Raw genomic sequence first — 15233 nt, 5'->3', positions numbered from 1 at the left:
CCATCCTGAACTTGTTTCAGGATCTTTACAAATGGCGAAGTATTATTGTTACATATTGTCAAATAAAAACAGAACAGTATTATATGTAGGATATACCGAAAACCTAAAACGAAGATTGAATGAACATTTAAACGGAAAAGGAGCTTTATTTACTAAAAAGTATAGTGTTCTAGATTTGATTTATTTTGAAGCGTTTGATTTGCATAAGGAAGCTAGAAGTAGAGAAAAACAATTGAAGAATTGGCATAAACAATGGAAATGGAATTTGATTAAAGCGTCTAATCCAAATCTTTTAAAACTAGAAATCAATAAAAAGACCCTGAAATAAATTCAGGGTTGATTAACAAGTTAATCAATGAGAATTATACCAGCCATAGACATTATAGACGGAAAATGTGTTCGTCTTACTAAAGGAGATTATGATACTAAAAAAGTGTACAATGAAAACCCGCTTGAAGTAGCCAAAATGTTTGAAGCCTCAGGGATTGAATACCTACATTTAGTTGATTTAGATGGCGCTAAGGCGAAACATATTGTGAATTATAAAGTATTAGAACAAATTGCGTCTAAAACAAAACTTAAGATTGATTTTGGTGGCGGTTTAAAAGCAGATGAAGATCTACACATAGCCTTTAATTCTGGTGCGAAACAAGTTACGGGTGGCAGTATTGCTGTAAAAGATAGAAAAACGTTTGAAGGTTGGATTTCCAAATATGGAAGTGAAAAAATTATTCTTGGGGCTGATAGTAATGCAGGAAAAATTGCCATTAGTGGATGGCAAGAAGATAGTAATGAAGAGGTTATTCCTTTTATAAAAGGATATCAAAAACAAGGCATTCAGTATGTAATTTGCACCGATATATCAAAAGATGGTATGCTCGAAGGGCCTTCATTCGATTTATATAAAGATATTATTGAAGCGTGTAGCAACAGTAGTAGCGGACAATCTATAAAGTTGATTGCCTCTGGTGGAATTTCGCATATTGATGAGTTGCCAAAACTTATTGAATTAGGGTGTGAAGGCGTAATTATAGGAAAGGCTATTTATGAAAACAGAATTAGTTTATATGAACTTGAAAAATTTGTGTAATGCTTACTAAGAGAATTGTACCTTGTTTAGATATAAAAAACGGACGCACTGTAAAAGGCGTAAATTTCGTTGATTTGCGTGATGCAGGAGATCCAGTAGAGTTAGCAAAACAATATGCTGATCATGGTGCGGACGAACTAGTGTTTTTAGATATCGCCGCTACTTTAGAAAATAGAGGCACTACTTTAGATATGGTTTTACGCGTTGCTGAGCAAGTAAATATACCTTTTACTGTTGGTGGTGGTATATCGTCTGTGGCTCACGTTGATGCATTGCTACAATGCGGTGCAGATAAGGTGTCTATTAATTCTTCTGCTGTAAAACGGCCAGAATTAGTTAATGAATTGGCTGATAAATTTGGAAGTCAGTGCGTGGTTGTTGCTATTGATGCTAAACAAATAGCAGGCCAATGGAAGGTACATTTGGCAGGAGGTACCATTCCAACAGACATCGATTTGTTTGAATGGGCAAAAGAAGTAGAAGCGCGAGGTGCAGGAGAAATTTTATTTACTTCTATGGATCATGATGGTACCAAAAACGGATTTGCCAACAACGCTTTAGCTAAACTGTCTCAAGAATTAAATATACCAATTATAGCCTCAGGAGGTGCGGGTAATGTGCAGCATTTTATCGATACCTTTAAAGAAGGAAAATCTGATGCAGCATTGGCCGCAAGTGTATTTCATTTTGGTGAAATTCCAATACCTGAATTGAAAAAAGAATTGAAACAACATAATATAGAAGTCCGTATTTAACTGATACGTTCTGTCATTCCGCACTTGATGCGGAATCCAAAAAAGTAATAATATTAAATAGATTCCTGCTGGAGTTTATCTCAAGCGATAATTGAAAGGCAGGGAATAGCAAAAAAATGGAAATAAAATACGACGATAACGGATTAGTCCCAGCAATCATTCAGGATGCTACAACAAAAAAAGTGTTGATGTTAGGGTATATGAATACAGCTGCTTATCAAAAAACAGTAGACACAAAACAGGTAACTTTTTTTAGTAGAAGCAAGCAACGTTTATGGACGAAAGGCGAGGAAAGTGGCAACTTTTTAAACCTAGTGGATATTAAGAATGACTGTGATAACGATACATTACTAATTCAAGTACACCCTGTTGGACCAACATGCCACACAGGAACCGATACCTGCTGGAAAGATGAAAACACAGCTTCGTACGGATTCTTTTCAACTTTAGAAACAATTATTACAGAACGTATTGCTAATAAGGATACTAAAAAGTCTTACGTTGCAAGTTTGTTTGCAAAAGGCATAAACAAAGTAGCTCAAAAAGTAGGCGAGGAGGCTGTAGAAACTGTTATTGAAGCTATGGATAATAACGATGAACTGTTTTTATACGAGTCGGCGGATTTATTATTCCATTACTTAATGTTATTGCAAGCTAAAGGATTCACTTTAAAGGATATTGAAAACGAATTGAAAAATAGGCACAAGTAATTTAAAATTTTTTATTACTTTTAAAGAAAATTAGTACATATTAATTCCCCAAACTTACTATGTCAATGTTTAAACCTACACTTACCAAATGGTACTACCTTTTCTGTATAATAACTTTAGTATATTCTTGTTATAATGATTCAGATGATTCTAAAGGTTTTATTACTACGTCTCTAAGTGAGACAGATCCAAATAATCCAAATCCCTTTACAGGTGCAATGTCACCTATAGAAGTGATGCCTTATTCTGAAATTTCAACTCGAGAATATACTATTGAATTAGAACGATGGGATATTCCAAATAACAGGGTTGAAGCAGTTAAAACTACAGATAATTTACAATCTGCAATAAATTGGGCAATAGAAGAGGGTTACGGTATCATACGTTTACCGGCAGGACATTATTTAATAGGTAAATATGGGAATGATATCTATCAAGCAGGTATTACATTAAATAATAATGTAGCATTTCTGTTAGATGAAAACGCTATTATAGAAATGGCTCCTAACAATAAATGGAATTACTGTGCAATAGCTGTTAAAAACAAATCGAATGTTGTAATTTCAGGAGGCACTATTTTAGGAGATAGAGATAACCATATTTATACACCAAGAGCAGATGGCGCGACGTCCCATGATGAAGGCCATTTAGTTTGTATAGAAGGCGAAAGTCAGTTAGTTACTGTTGAAAATGTGATATTAGCAAAAGCTAATGGCGATGGCATTTTAATGGTAGGTAGCCCAAAAGGAGACATTCAAAACTTAAAGCATATTGTTGTTAGAAACAATAACTTTTCAGATAATAGAAGACAAGGAGTTTCTTTAGTAGGAAGTGCTAACGTTTTAATAGAGCGAAATGAAATACATCATACCAATGGTACATCACCCCAATTTGGTGTAGATATAGAAGGCGCAGGAAGAACAAATAAAAATATAATTATTAGAGATAATTATTTTCATAATAATCGAGGTGGTGATGTGGTAAATACTGATGGAAAAAATGTACTTTTTGAAAACAATATTTTACTACAAGGTAATGATAGTGAATATATTGACGGACCAATTGTGTACTGGAAAAATGCTGATTGGACAATTAGAAATAACGATATTACTATGCGAACCGTTTCAGCAAATAATTGGAATGGCATTTTAATGTACTCTAACGATAACCAGAAAACAAACCCTGCAACAACATACATTTACAATAATACATTAAACAATTGTGGCATGTATATGTACAAAGGTGCAGATTTAGATATTTATAATAACCAAATGAATCATGGGCACTTAGCGTTCAAAGAAATGACAAATCTAACCTTAACCAATAACCGTGTAGATCATGGTAATAAATGTTGGGCATACAGATTTTTAAAAGTTAGTGGAAATGCTTCTAGTAACACCTATAATGGCGAAGCCTTTGATATTCCTCTAACCAACGACGCACCATGGAACGGTTGCTGGATAAGGTAAAATGTTCAATTTAGTTAGGCTAGCCAACCTTTAGCTTGAGATGTTCTGGCAAACCAAGTAAAGAAAAAAGCTAGTATAACAATCATTATAGTCATACCGATGCTAGAGGCGTAATCATTAATTAAAATGTATCCCATTTGTATAATTACAGCTAATAAAGATAACAGCCAAAGTTTTACCGACCATGATTTTCTAAGTAATAATCCTATAGCTGCCAAAGCTCCTGCAAAAACAGCTATTGCAAAAGCTGCGGTTACCCAAGCAGGCATATTTGCTGCAATTTCTAATTGTTCTGCGGTGTACATGGCACGATAACTTTCTGTGTTGTATGCTTGTATTAGATAATGATAAGCACCCATACCATTCCAAATAAGGGCAATAATACTGATAATCCAAAACCAAATTGGTGGTTTGTTTGATGTTAAAGTCGACATAGTTTTAAAGTTTTAGTTGGTTAATTGAAATACAATTTATAAATTTTTTGTCATAATTTATAAATAGACTACTTTCCGCATCTCTTTTAAATTTAGATGAAGAAGTATTTTTACGTTATAGATATTCAATATTTAGGCTATCGTTTTCATGGGTGGCAAAAACAACCTAATGTAAAAACATTGCATTTAATGGTGGATAGAACTTTAAATTTTATCTTAGAAGGCAAATATTTTAAAAGTTTAATTTCTGGTAGAACAGATGCTATGGTTTCTGCAGAACATGCTGCTTTCGAGTTGTTTTTAAAAGAACCTATAACTGATACAACAGCATTTTTAAAGCTATTCAACTATAACTTGCCACAGGATATTCGCGCGCTTAGTATGCGTACGGTAGACAAAGATTTTAATATTATAAACCATTCTAAAGTTAAAGAATATTTATACCTGTTTACTTATGGGCAAAAATGCCATCCGTTTTGTGCACCAATTATGACGACCATTCTTGATGATTTAGATATTGATATCATGAAGAAAGGCGCAAAACTCTTTGAAGGCGAACATTATTTATGGAGTTATTGCTATAAACCTACCGAAAATGGTATTTATACGCGAGAGATTTTACAATGCGAATTGGTGGAAAACGATGTGTACTCAGCAAATTACTTTCCAGAAACATCCTATATGTTAAGAGTAAAAGGCAAGGGGTTTATGCGAAATCAAATCCGCTTAATGATGGGAACTTTAATTGATCTGGGTAAAGGTAAATTAACGCTACAAGACATAGAGGCGAGTTTAGTGCCCGAAAGCAGAATTAAAATGGATTACATTGCACCCGCTTCTGGTTTAATATTAAATGCTGTAGAGTTTAAATAAGCTCATGCATTTTTTTTAAAATAATAAAGATATATTCACCTTATGAAATCCCTTATTTTGTTAGACTTCTCCCGCGCTAGGGATAGTAGCGGCAGCTTTTGGTGAGGCGAGCATCGAGCCAAAACTATTAGCGGATAGCCCGACCCCTTGTGGGTAGCGCACAAATAATTAAACTCCATTTCTCTTAAAACTCTTTAACATTCTACGCTTTTATTAACATAATTTATGTTAAATATTTCTTAATACCGTTAAAACCTGTTAAAGGGCTTGACAAATTTAATATAGCAGATATATTGAAAGGGAACATTAAAAAATAAATGATGAGCTATTTAAACATGAATGAAGAAGAAATAATACCTGTGGTGGTAGAATTGAATGTTTTGTTAGCTGACTACCACGTGTATTATCAAAAATTAAGAAGTAAACACTGGAATGTAATTGGAAAAAACTTTTTCGATTTACATAAACAGTTTGAGGACATGTACAATGATGCGAAAGTAAAAATTGATGAAATCGCTGAACGTATTTTAACCCTACGCTACCATCCAATGAGCAAATTAGAAGACTATTTAAAAACTTCGGCCATATTGGAAGAGTCTCCAATAAAAGCAGACCAAAATATGGTTATTGAAACCTTGAGCGACCATAAATTACTTTTGATGCAAATGAGCAAGGTAATAGAGAAAGCTGAGGCTATAAGTGATGAAGGCACTATTGATTTGATGGGGGCTTACATTAGAGAACTTGAAAAAACAAGTTGGATGCTGAATGCATGGACTAAAAAAACCTCGGATACTTTAAAAGACACCGTTGTAGAAGTGAGTTAGTTAATATTAGTTTTTTGGAAAAAATTAAATATTAATCTTAACAAACTTAAAAATAATGGAAACTACATTAAATGAAGCATTTACTAGCTTACTCACTAAGTTAGAGGGCTGGATGATGACTATAATAGAATATTTGCCAAACTTTGGTTTAGCTATTTTAGTATTATTATTTTCTTATATAACTGCCAAATATGTTAATAAATTCACGTATAAATTAGTGTCTAAGAGGGTACAACAAGAATCTGTGTCGCAAATGATTTCTAGGGTTTCAGCAGTTGTGCTGGTGCTTATAGGACTATACATTTCGTTAGGAATACTAAATTTAAGTAAAACATTAACTTCTTTATTGGCTACTGCTGGTGTTGCTGGTTTAGCAATTGGTTTAGCTTTACAAAATACCTTATCAAATACAGTTGCTGGTATTGCGCTATCTTTTAGAAGAAAAGTACAGATTGGCAATTGGGTAGAAACCAACGGTTATTCTGGTGAGATTATGGATATTAACCTTAGAGAATTTGTTATTAAGGAGGCTGATAATAATATTGTTATTCTACCTAACAAGATGATTCTTGAAAACCCTTTAAAAAACTATTCGCTAACCACAAGAATGCGTGTGTTTTTAGAATGTGGTGTAGGTTATGAATCTAATTTAGAGGAAGTAGAAAAGCTTACTAAAGAAGTTATTGCTGATACTTTTGAACAAGTAAAAGGCACTGAAGAAGTAGAGTTTTATTTCACAGAATTTGGAGACAGTTCGATTAACTATTTATGCAGATTTTGGATTGATGCCGAAAGTATGCTAGAAAAGTTAAATGCCAAAACCAGAGCTATTATTGAAATTAAGAAAGCCTACGATAAAGCAGGAATTAATATCCCGTTCCCAATTAGGACTCTGGAATTTAATAATAAGTTGTCTTTTGATGACTCTGTTTTAGAAAACCAATTCTCTAATAACTAGAGTAGATTTATCATACCTGATAAATTATTATTTCACACATTAAAAACTTAGAATTATGTTACGTTGGACAATCACATTTGTAATAATTGCATTAATAGCTGGAGTACTAGGTTTTGGAGGAATTGCAGGAGCATCAGCAGGAATTGCTAAAATATGTTTCTTCATTTTCATCATATTATTTGTACTCTCTTTATTAAAAGGATTACTAAAAAAATAGAAAATTATATTAACCTTAAAATCAAAAAAGATGAAAAAAATCATATTAGCATTAGCCTTATTATTCACAATTTCAACTGTATTTACTGGTTGTAGAGAAGAGAAAAGCACAGGCGAAAAAATAGAAGAATCGGTAGAAGAAGTTGGAGATGCAGTGGAGGACGCTGCTGATGAAGTTGAAGATGAATTATAGGGATAGACTCGTATAAATGAAGTTTAACCAAATTAAAGATAGATAAAATGAAAACAATAAAAATATTCTTAGTATTACTTATCACAAGCACAATAGCCTTTACAAGTTGTAGGGAAGAGAAAACAACACCTGAAGATAAAATTGAAGAGGCTTTGGAAGAAGTTAAGACTAATATTAAGGAAAGTTCTGAAGAACTATCAGATGATGTACAAGATGCATTAGAAGATGTTGAAGATGAAATTAAAGAAGTAAAAGAAGAAGCTAAAAAGGACAAATAACCTATTAAGCTTTCAATGAGAATGAATTATCAATCTAAAAAATAAAAAAAATGAAAAAACTAATATATACAATGGTTGCACTATTAATTTTTAGTACAGCAATGGCTCAAGAGAAGCCGACAGAAGTAAAAGAAGAAGTTAAAGTTAAAACCATTAAACAGAAAAATGGAGAAAACGTTACAGAAAAGAGAATTAAGATGGTAACACGTGAAACTTCTAATGTCGAATTAGAAGAAAGCGACATAGATAAAATTAACCAGAAACGTGTGGATGCTACAACAAAAGTTGAGAAAAAAATTATGGTAGCTAAAAACTCTAATAATTTTAAAACTTTGAGTAAGGCAACTTATTACACTATTGGCGATGAAAATTATATGTTCACTCCGCAACCCTATGGGTTTGATTTAGAGAATAAAAATGCTAATGATGAATTTGTTATAATAGCCAAAGCTTGGGTAACCGAAGCAAATGGTAGCTATATTATTAAAGGTAAAACCCAAAATGGAGTAGGATATTTTGATAAAGAAGGAAACTTTGTAATTGATTATTACGATGAACAATCTGACAGTATTAAAAGCACCATCTATAATAACTATGATAGAGACATAAAATAATTTGTTTCTTAAATAAGATAAATATAAAAAGTCCTGAGGCAACTCAGGACTTTTTGTATTTTAGAGTATTAATAAAGTCAAGAAATAATTATGAGTTTAAACGTACCAAAATCCGTATTCACATTTTTTAAAAAACTAGAAAAAAATAACAATCGCGACTGGTTTAACGCAAACAAACCAGAATTTAAAGCTATTGAAGGCGACATAAAACTCTTTTATAATGCGCTTTTTGAGCGTTTAAATGTGCATGACGAGATTGATAAGCTTAAAATTTTTAGAATATATCGCGATGTGCGTTTTTCAAAAAATAAATTGCCCTACAAAACACATTTTGGTGGTTCGTTTAACAGAACAAAACCTAGGCTGCGTGGTGGTTACTATTTGCACATACAACCAAATAACGAGAGTTTTATTGCTACTGGATTTTGGCAACCCGCTAAAGAAGATTTATTACGTATTCGTAAAGAGTTTGAAATGGACGACACAGAAATACGTGAAATTTTAGCAAATAAAGCGTTTAATACAGTTTGGGGCGATGCATTTGTTGGAGATGAAGTAAAAACAGCTCCAAAAGGGTTTAATAAAGAACATCCGGCTATAGACTTGATTAAGAAAAAGCAATATATATTCACAAAAAGATACACGGATAAAAACGTATTGGATGCTAACTTTATAAACGAAGTAGACGCATCATTTAAAGCCATTCGTCCATTTTTTGATTACATGAGCGATGTGTTAACTACGGATTTGAATGGGGTGTCTTTGATTGAGTAACATGCTGTCATTCCTGCTAATACAGGTGTCTCTTAATAAAGAGAATTGAAATAAGTCAGAATAGCAAAGATAAAATTGAAGACGAAATTAAAAGGTGTAATCAATTCAATTTACTTCTCTAGTCTATTTGAGCCTAAACCGCCGTCAAAAACTCAGGTTTCTCAAATATCTGAATTTGGCTTACCAAGCGTTGCTTTGTAATATTCATCATACGCTTATTTAATGCTGATGAATTCTGGATGTAAATTTCATATTCTTCAACCGTAAACATCCCGATAATCATACCCTTCATAGCATTACGTAATTTCATATCTTTCTGAATGGCATTTTCAATATAATCTACGCGCTTTTCAATGGATAAATCATAAAAAACTGACTTGTGTTTTTTTATGTAATTTTTAAATACAGCAATAAGTAAATCATTCTGAAACTTAATGATAGGGCGCAACACTAAATTTTGAAAACGCTCGTCAACACTCATATTATCATGAATAACGGCATTAGGTAATTCTGGTCTAATACTTTTAATTTTGTAATGTCTAGAGTCCATTAGTGATAGATTTTTAATAAAAATATCGAAATATACAGGTGGAATAGAATTTAGAGTTTTTAGTTGTTAACGAGTTTATTAACATCTTGCTTTTTTATATCTTTATTCAAAATTTAGCTTATGAAATTTGGAGGTGTTGATAACCCAGAATTAATTGATTTTACCTTACCTAAAGATCACCCAGATACAGCGCGTGTTTTAGAAAAAGTAAAAGACGACAACGTTCCAGAGATTTATGTAGGTTGTGCTAAATGGAATAGAGCCGATTTAAAAGGGTTTTACCCAAGAGGCACAAAAGACGAATTGGGTTATTATTCAAGTCAGTTTAATGCCATTGAGCTAAACGCCACATTTTACCGCATATTTCCAGCAGAACAATTTGCAAAATGGTATGATAAAACACCAGCAGGATTTAAGTTTTTCCCAAAATTAAATCAGGAAATTAGCCATTGGAAGCGTTTAAACGAAACTAACGCTGTAGTTGATAATTATCTATACAACGCTTCAAATTTAAAAGAAAAACTAGGGACAATATTTTTACAAATGCACAGTAATTTTGCACCCAAAGATTTTGATAGAGTGGTACACTTTGTTGAAGCATGGCCAAAAGAAATTCCGTTAGCCATTGAGTTTAGACACACCAATTGGTATAATGACAATACTATTGCAGAAGAATTGTACCAACTTTTAGAAGTGAACAATATATCTAATGTTATTGTAGATACAGCTGGCAGACGCGATTTGATGCACATGCGGTTAACTAATGCTACAGCCTTTGTACGCTATGTAGGAGCCAATCACAAATCTGATTACACGCGCTTAGACGATTGGGTAGAACGCCTTAAATTATGGAAAGCGCAAGGGATTAAGGAAATTGATTTTTTTATTCATCAGAATATAGAAAAAGAGTCGCCTTTGTTGTCCGCCTACTTCATAAAAAAACTTAATGCAGAATTGGAGTGCAATCTCACCATTCCTAACCAAGAAACTCAAAATACATTATTTTAAACATTATATAAAATTTATGCGATTTCATACTAGAAAATGGATTAAACCAGAAGATTTAAATGCTAACGGTACTCTTTTTGGAGGACGACTTTTACAGTGGATTGACGAAGAAGCGGCTCTGTATAGCATTGTCCAATTAGAAAATCAAAAAGTAGTTACTAAATATATTAGTGAAATTGATTTTAAAGCTTCGGCAAAACAAGGTGATGTGATTGAAATTGGTATAAGAGCCACAAAATTTGGTAAAGCATCACTAACACTAAGCTGCGAGGTTAGAAATATGAGAACGCGCGAAACCATAATTACTATTTCTAATATCGTCATGGTAAATATTGGTCTTGATGGTAAGGTTTTACCTCATGGAAAAACACAAGTAGAATACGTGAAAGACAGATTGTAAAAAAACGTTACTATTTCTCTTTAAAAATTACAATCAAATTTTCAATTCTGTTGCAGAAAATGCAATTTATAAACGCTTCTTTGTATATTTTATAAAAATAAAATAACAATGTGCTCTTATCTTTTGAATAAATGTAATTAACTATAACTTTGTATGCTGTGTAATTTGAAACGAAACGAGTGTTTCAAAATTATTCAAAAACAAACCTTTATTATTTATGAGCAAGACATTATTTGACAAAGTGTGGGACTCTCACGTTGTTAGAAACATAGAAGACGGACCAGACGTATTTTTTATAGATCGTCATTTTATACACGAAGTAACAAGTCCAGTTGCATTTGTTGGGTTAAGGACTAGAGGCATTGGCGTAATGTATCCAGAGCGCACATTTGCTACTGCAGACCATAACACACCAACTTGGAATCAGCATTTACCAGTTGCAGATCCTTTATCTGCAAATCAATTAGAAGCTTTGGCTTCAAATGCTGAACAATACGGTATTTCCCATTGGGGCTTAGGACACAGAAACAATGGTATTGTACACATTGTAGGCCCTGAAAATGGTATTACTTTACCAGGATCTACTATTGTTTGTGGAGATTCGCACACATCAACGCACGGCGCTTTTGGTGCCATTGCGTTTGGTATTGGTACTTCTGAGGTAGAAATGGTATTGTCTACACAATGTATTATGCAGCCTAAGCCTAAGAAAATGCGCATTAACGTAAATGGTAAACTTGGTTTTGGTGTAACACCTAAAGATGTTGCCTTATATATCATCTCGCAACAAACCACTTCTGGTGCTACAGGATATTTTGTAGAATATGCTGGCGATGTTTTTGAAGATATGAGTATGGAAGGACGTATGACGGTATGTAACTTATCTATTGAGATGGGTGCACGTGGTGGTATGATTGCTCCAGACGAAAAAACGTTTGAATATATTAAAGGTAGAAAGCATACGCCAAAAGGTGCAGATTGGGATAAAGCGATGGACTATTGGAAAACGCTTAAAACCGATGATGATGCGGAATTTGATATAGAATTTAACTATGATGCTGCTGATATTGAACCAATGATTACTTATGGTACAAATCCAGGGATGGGAATGGGTGTAACACAATCTATTCCTATGGCGGAAGATGTACAAGGTGGTGTTGCTACCTACAAGAAGTCTTTGGGCTATATGAAGTTTGATGAAGGAGATGACATGATAGGCAAGCAGGTTGATTATGTTTTCCTAGGTTCATGTACAAACGGACGTATCGAAGATTTTAGAGCATTTTGTTCTATAGTTGAAGGCCGCCAAAAAGCAGATAATATCACAGCTTGGTTGGTTCCTGGATCGCATAAAGTTGTAGATCAGATTAAGGAAGAAGGTTTAGATAAAATATTAGACGCAGCTGGTTTTGTTTTAAGAGAACCTGGATGTTCTGCATGTTTAGCAATGAATGATGATAAAGTACCTGCTGGAAAATTAGCAGTTTCTACATCTAACAGAAACTTTGAAGGACGTCAAGGACCTGGATCAAGAACATTGTTAGCCTCTCCGCTAGTAGCAGCAGCAACTGCAGTTACAGGTGTGGTTACAGATCCGCGAACAATTATGGAGGCAGCGACAGCTTAAAAAGTTATTAGCTTTTGGTAAATAGCCATCAGCAAAACACAACAATTATAATAGTCTGCCAATAGCTAAAAGCTAAAGGCAAAAAGCAAAAAGCAAAAAGTAAAAAGTAAAATAAAATGGCTTACGATAAATTTGAAGTATTAACAAGTACAGCATATCCATTACCAATAGAGAATGTGGATACAGACCAAATTATACCTGCTCGTTTCTTGAAAGCAACTGAGCGTAAAGGATTTGGAGATAATTTTTTCCGTGATTGGAGATATGATTCTGAAGGTAACCCTATTGCAGATTTTCCATTAAACGATGCAAAATATGCTGGTTCTAAGATTTTAGTAGGAGGGAAGAACTTTGGTTCTGGTTCTTCTAGAGAGCACGCAGCATGGTCGGTTTACGATTTTGGATTACGTTGTGTAATATCGTCGTTCTTTGCTGATATTTTTAGAAATAACTGTTTAAATATTGGCGTGTTGCCAGTACAGGTATCGGTTGACTTTGCTCAAAAACTATTTGATGCTATTGAAGCAGATCCTAAAACAGAAATAAAAGTAGATTTACCAAACCAAACCGTAACTTTGGTGTTAACTGGAGAATCTGAATCTTTTAATATCAATGGGTATAAAAAAGATAATATGTTAAACGGTTTTGATGATATCGACTATCTTCAAAACATGAAAGAAGAGGTTAAGGCATTTGCTGAAACAAGACCTTTTTAAGTATATTAGCACCATAGATACACTATAATAACATTTAAAAAGCATTCCATTAATTCAATGAAATGCTTTTTGTGAATATAAAACCCTCAATGTCTAAGAGAAGAATAGAAATAATGGATACGACGCTTCGTGATGGAGAACAAACCTCTACGGTGTCGTTTTCTGCATCGGAGAAACTTACGATTGCAAAATTATTACTTGAAGAATTGAAGGTAGACCGTATTGAAATTGCTTCGGCTAGAGTATCTGAAGGCGAGTTTCAAGCCGTAAAAAGTATTACAGATTGGGCAGCCGAAAATGATTATTTAAACAAGGTTGAAGTTTTAACTTTTGTAGATAAAGGGGTGTCTATTGAATGGATGAAAAATGCGGGTGCTAAGGTTCAAAATTTACTAACCAAAGGCTCATTAAATCATTTAACTCACCAGCTTAAAAAGACTTCTAGTCAGCATTTTAAAGAAATATCAGAAACCATAGCATTGGCTTCTGAAAATGATATTACTACCAATGTATATTTAGAAGATTGGAGTAATGGCATGCGCAATTCTAAAGACTATGTTTATGAGTTTTTAGCATTTTTAAGCACACAAGATATTGCTAGAATAATGCTCCCAGATACTTTGGGTGTATTGACTCCTGAAGAATCATACAACTTTGTTAAAGAGATAAAAGACACCTATCCAAGCTTGCATTTTGATTTTCATGCACACAATGATTATGATTTGGGTGTGGCTAATGCTATTGAAGGCTTAAAAGCTGGTGCGGATGGTTTGCACTTAACAGTTAATGGCATGGGTGAGCGTGCAGGAAATGCACCAATGAGTAGTACCATTGCGGTAATTAATGATTTTATGCCCAATATTGAAATGGGAGTAAATGAAAAGGTATTGTACACGGTAAGTAAGCTGGTTGAGAATTTTTCTGGAGTGATGATTCCAGCAAATAAGCCCATTGTAGGCGCCAATGTATTTACACAAACAGCGGGTATACATGCAGATGGCGACAACAAAAACAATCTATATTTTAGTGATTTGATGCCTGAACGTTTTGGAAGAACTCGCCAATATGCTTTGGGTAAAGCGTCTGGAAAAGCTAATATTCAAAAGAATTTGCAGCAATTAGGTTTACAGCTTAATGATGAGGATTTAAAGAAAGTTACACAGCGCATTATTGAGTTGGGCGATAAAAAACAGGTAGTCACTAAAGAGGATTTACCCTATATAATTTCGGATGTATTAGATAGAACTTACGAAGAAAAAATCACGGTAAATTCATATGTACTAACACATTCTAAAGGTTTAAAACCTTCTACAACGGTGTCAATTACTATTGAAGATGAAACTTTTGAGGAGCATGCACAAGGGGATGGACAGTATGATGCGTTTATGAATGCACTAAAATCAATATTTAAAAAGAAGAAAATTACCTTGCCAAATTTGATTGATTATGCGGTAAGGATACCTCCAGGAAGTAATTCTGACGCACTGTGTGAAACGATTATTACTTGGAAAAATGCTGAAAAGGAATTTAAAACGCGAGGTTTGGATAGTGACCAGACTGTATCGGCGATAAAGGCAACTGAGAAGATGTTGAATATTGTGGTGAGCTAGTTATGATGTTAAATTGTTCAATCGTCATATCTGATCCGATTAAGCAATTAAACAAAATTAGATGGTTTTAGTTAACATACCAATAGTTAATATTGAGACATTTAGCTAGCAAACACATCTGCGTTAGGGAT

Annotated in this window: 20 protein-coding genes; 18 read left to right on the top strand and 2 right to left on the bottom strand. The window is 33.6% G+C overall.

The window, feature by feature from the left end; translation table 11 throughout:
* Positions 1–31: 31 nt before the first annotated feature.
* The 5 genes from Q0772_RS08175 (at position 32) to Q0772_RS08155 (ending at position 4024) form a co-directional block, all read left to right on the top strand.
* Positions 32–328 (top strand): GIY-YIG nuclease family protein, encoded by a 297-nt coding sequence (locus Q0772_RS08175; protein WP_298342739.1) that lies wholly within the window; start codon positions 32–34, stop codon positions 326–328.
* Between the two features lie 27 nt (positions 329–355).
* Positions 356–1090: a 1-(5-phosphoribosyl)-5-[(5-phosphoribosylamino)methylideneamino]imidazole-4-carboxamide isomerase gene (gene hisA, locus Q0772_RS08170; RefSeq protein ID WP_298342736.1), complete on the top strand. Its 735-nt coding sequence runs from the start codon at positions 356–358 to the stop codon at positions 1088–1090.
* Entirely contained in the window at positions 1090–1845 is a 756-nt protein-coding gene (gene hisF / locus Q0772_RS08165) for an imidazole glycerol phosphate synthase subunit HisF (RefSeq protein WP_298342733.1), read from the top strand. The genes hisA and hisF overlap by 1 nt, the downstream gene beginning before the upstream one ends.
* A 116-nt stretch (positions 1846–1961) precedes the next feature.
* On the top strand, positions 1962–2555 hold the full coding sequence (gene hisIE / locus Q0772_RS08160; protein WP_298342731.1) for a bifunctional phosphoribosyl-AMP cyclohydrolase/phosphoribosyl-ATP diphosphatase HisIE: 594 nt from the start codon (positions 1962–1964) through the stop codon (positions 2553–2555).
* Positions 2556–2620: 65 nt separating this feature from the next.
* The gene (locus tag Q0772_RS08155; RefSeq protein WP_298342728.1) at positions 2621–4024 is read left to right on the top strand and encodes a right-handed parallel beta-helix repeat-containing protein; all 1404 of its coding nucleotides are present in this window, start codon (positions 2621–2623) and stop codon (positions 4022–4024) included.
* Between the two features lie 14 nt (positions 4025–4038).
* On the opposite strand, the gene Q0772_RS08150 is transcribed toward Q0772_RS08155, so the two are convergent.
* Positions 4039–4458: a hypothetical protein gene (locus Q0772_RS08150; RefSeq protein ID WP_298342725.1), complete on the bottom strand. Its 420-nt coding sequence runs from the start codon at positions 4456–4458 to the stop codon at positions 4039–4041.
* A 96-nt stretch (positions 4459–4554) separates the two neighbouring features.
* On the opposite strand from Q0772_RS08150, the gene Q0772_RS08145 reads away from it, so the two are divergent.
* From Q0772_RS08145 to Q0772_RS08110, 8 genes are all read left to right on the top strand, one after another.
* Positions 4555–5331 (top strand): tRNA pseudouridine(38-40) synthase TruA, encoded by a 777-nt coding sequence (locus Q0772_RS08145; protein WP_298342722.1) that lies wholly within the window; start codon positions 4555–4557, stop codon positions 5329–5331.
* A gap of 320 nt (positions 5332–5651) precedes the next feature.
* Entirely contained in the window at positions 5652–6158 is a 507-nt protein-coding gene (locus tag Q0772_RS08140) for a DNA starvation/stationary phase protection protein (RefSeq protein ID WP_298342719.1), read from the top strand.
* A 55-nt stretch (positions 6159–6213) separates the two neighbouring features.
* Positions 6214–7116, top strand: coding sequence for a mechanosensitive ion channel family protein (locus Q0772_RS08135; protein ID WP_298342715.1), 903 nt, complete (start codon positions 6214–6216; stop codon positions 7114–7116).
* Positions 7117–7171: 55 nt separating this feature from the next.
* The gene (locus tag Q0772_RS08130) at positions 7172–7333 is read left to right on the top strand and encodes a DUF1328 domain-containing protein (protein WP_298342711.1); all 162 of its coding nucleotides are present in this window, start codon (positions 7172–7174) and stop codon (positions 7331–7333) included.
* A gap of 30 nt (positions 7334–7363) precedes the next feature.
* Positions 7364–7525, top strand: coding sequence for a hypothetical protein (locus tag Q0772_RS08125; protein WP_298342706.1), 162 nt, complete (start codon positions 7364–7366; stop codon positions 7523–7525).
* A gap of 47 nt (positions 7526–7572) precedes the next feature.
* Positions 7573–7803 (top strand): hypothetical protein, encoded by a 231-nt coding sequence (locus tag Q0772_RS08120; protein WP_298342703.1) that lies wholly within the window; start codon positions 7573–7575, stop codon positions 7801–7803.
* A 50-nt stretch (positions 7804–7853) separates the two neighbouring features.
* Positions 7854–8417, top strand: a complete 564-nt coding sequence (locus Q0772_RS08115) for a hypothetical protein (protein WP_298342701.1) — start codon at positions 7854–7856, stop codon at positions 8415–8417.
* A 90-nt stretch (positions 8418–8507) separates the two neighbouring features.
* Positions 8508–9191, top strand: a complete 684-nt coding sequence (locus tag Q0772_RS08110) for a DUF2461 domain-containing protein (RefSeq protein ID WP_298342698.1) — start codon at positions 8508–8510, stop codon at positions 9189–9191.
* Between the two features lie 133 nt (positions 9192–9324).
* Here the strand turns inward: Q0772_RS08110 and Q0772_RS08105 are convergent, their stop codons facing one another.
* Positions 9325–9741, bottom strand: coding sequence for a glyoxalase (locus tag Q0772_RS08105; RefSeq protein WP_298342695.1), 417 nt, complete (start codon positions 9739–9741; stop codon positions 9325–9327).
* Positions 9742–9861: 120 nt separating this feature from the next.
* Between Q0772_RS08105 and Q0772_RS08100 the strand changes: the two genes are divergently transcribed.
* From Q0772_RS08100 to Q0772_RS08080, 5 genes are all read left to right on the top strand, one after another.
* A complete protein-coding gene (locus tag Q0772_RS08100; protein ID WP_298342692.1) occupies positions 9862–10749 on the top strand; it encodes a DUF72 domain-containing protein in 888 nt (295 codons plus the stop codon).
* 16 nt (positions 10750–10765) lie between these two features.
* Positions 10766–11149: a hotdog domain-containing protein gene (locus Q0772_RS08095; RefSeq protein WP_298342689.1), complete on the top strand. Its 384-nt coding sequence runs from the start codon at positions 10766–10768 to the stop codon at positions 11147–11149.
* Between the two features lie 217 nt (positions 11150–11366).
* On the top strand, positions 11367–12776 hold the full coding sequence (gene leuC / locus Q0772_RS08090; protein WP_298342686.1) for a 3-isopropylmalate dehydratase large subunit: 1410 nt from the start codon (positions 11367–11369) through the stop codon (positions 12774–12776).
* Between the two features lie 116 nt (positions 12777–12892).
* Entirely contained in the window at positions 12893–13492 is a 600-nt protein-coding gene (gene leuD / locus Q0772_RS08085) for a 3-isopropylmalate dehydratase small subunit (RefSeq protein ID WP_298342683.1), read from the top strand.
* Positions 13493–13581: 89 nt separating this feature from the next.
* Complete coding sequence (locus Q0772_RS08080; RefSeq protein WP_298342679.1) at positions 13582–15102, top strand: alpha-isopropylmalate synthase regulatory domain-containing protein; 1521 nt, start codon at positions 13582–13584, stop codon at positions 15100–15102.
* Positions 15103–15233 lie beyond the last annotated feature (131 nt).

It is taken from the genome of uncultured Algibacter sp., from assembly GCF_947490405.1.
Lineage (GTDB): Bacteria > Bacteroidota > Bacteroidia > Flavobacteriales > Flavobacteriaceae > Algibacter_B.
Note: the sequence above shows the minus strand (reverse complement) of the source record. Positions and strands in the feature narration are given on the sequence as shown.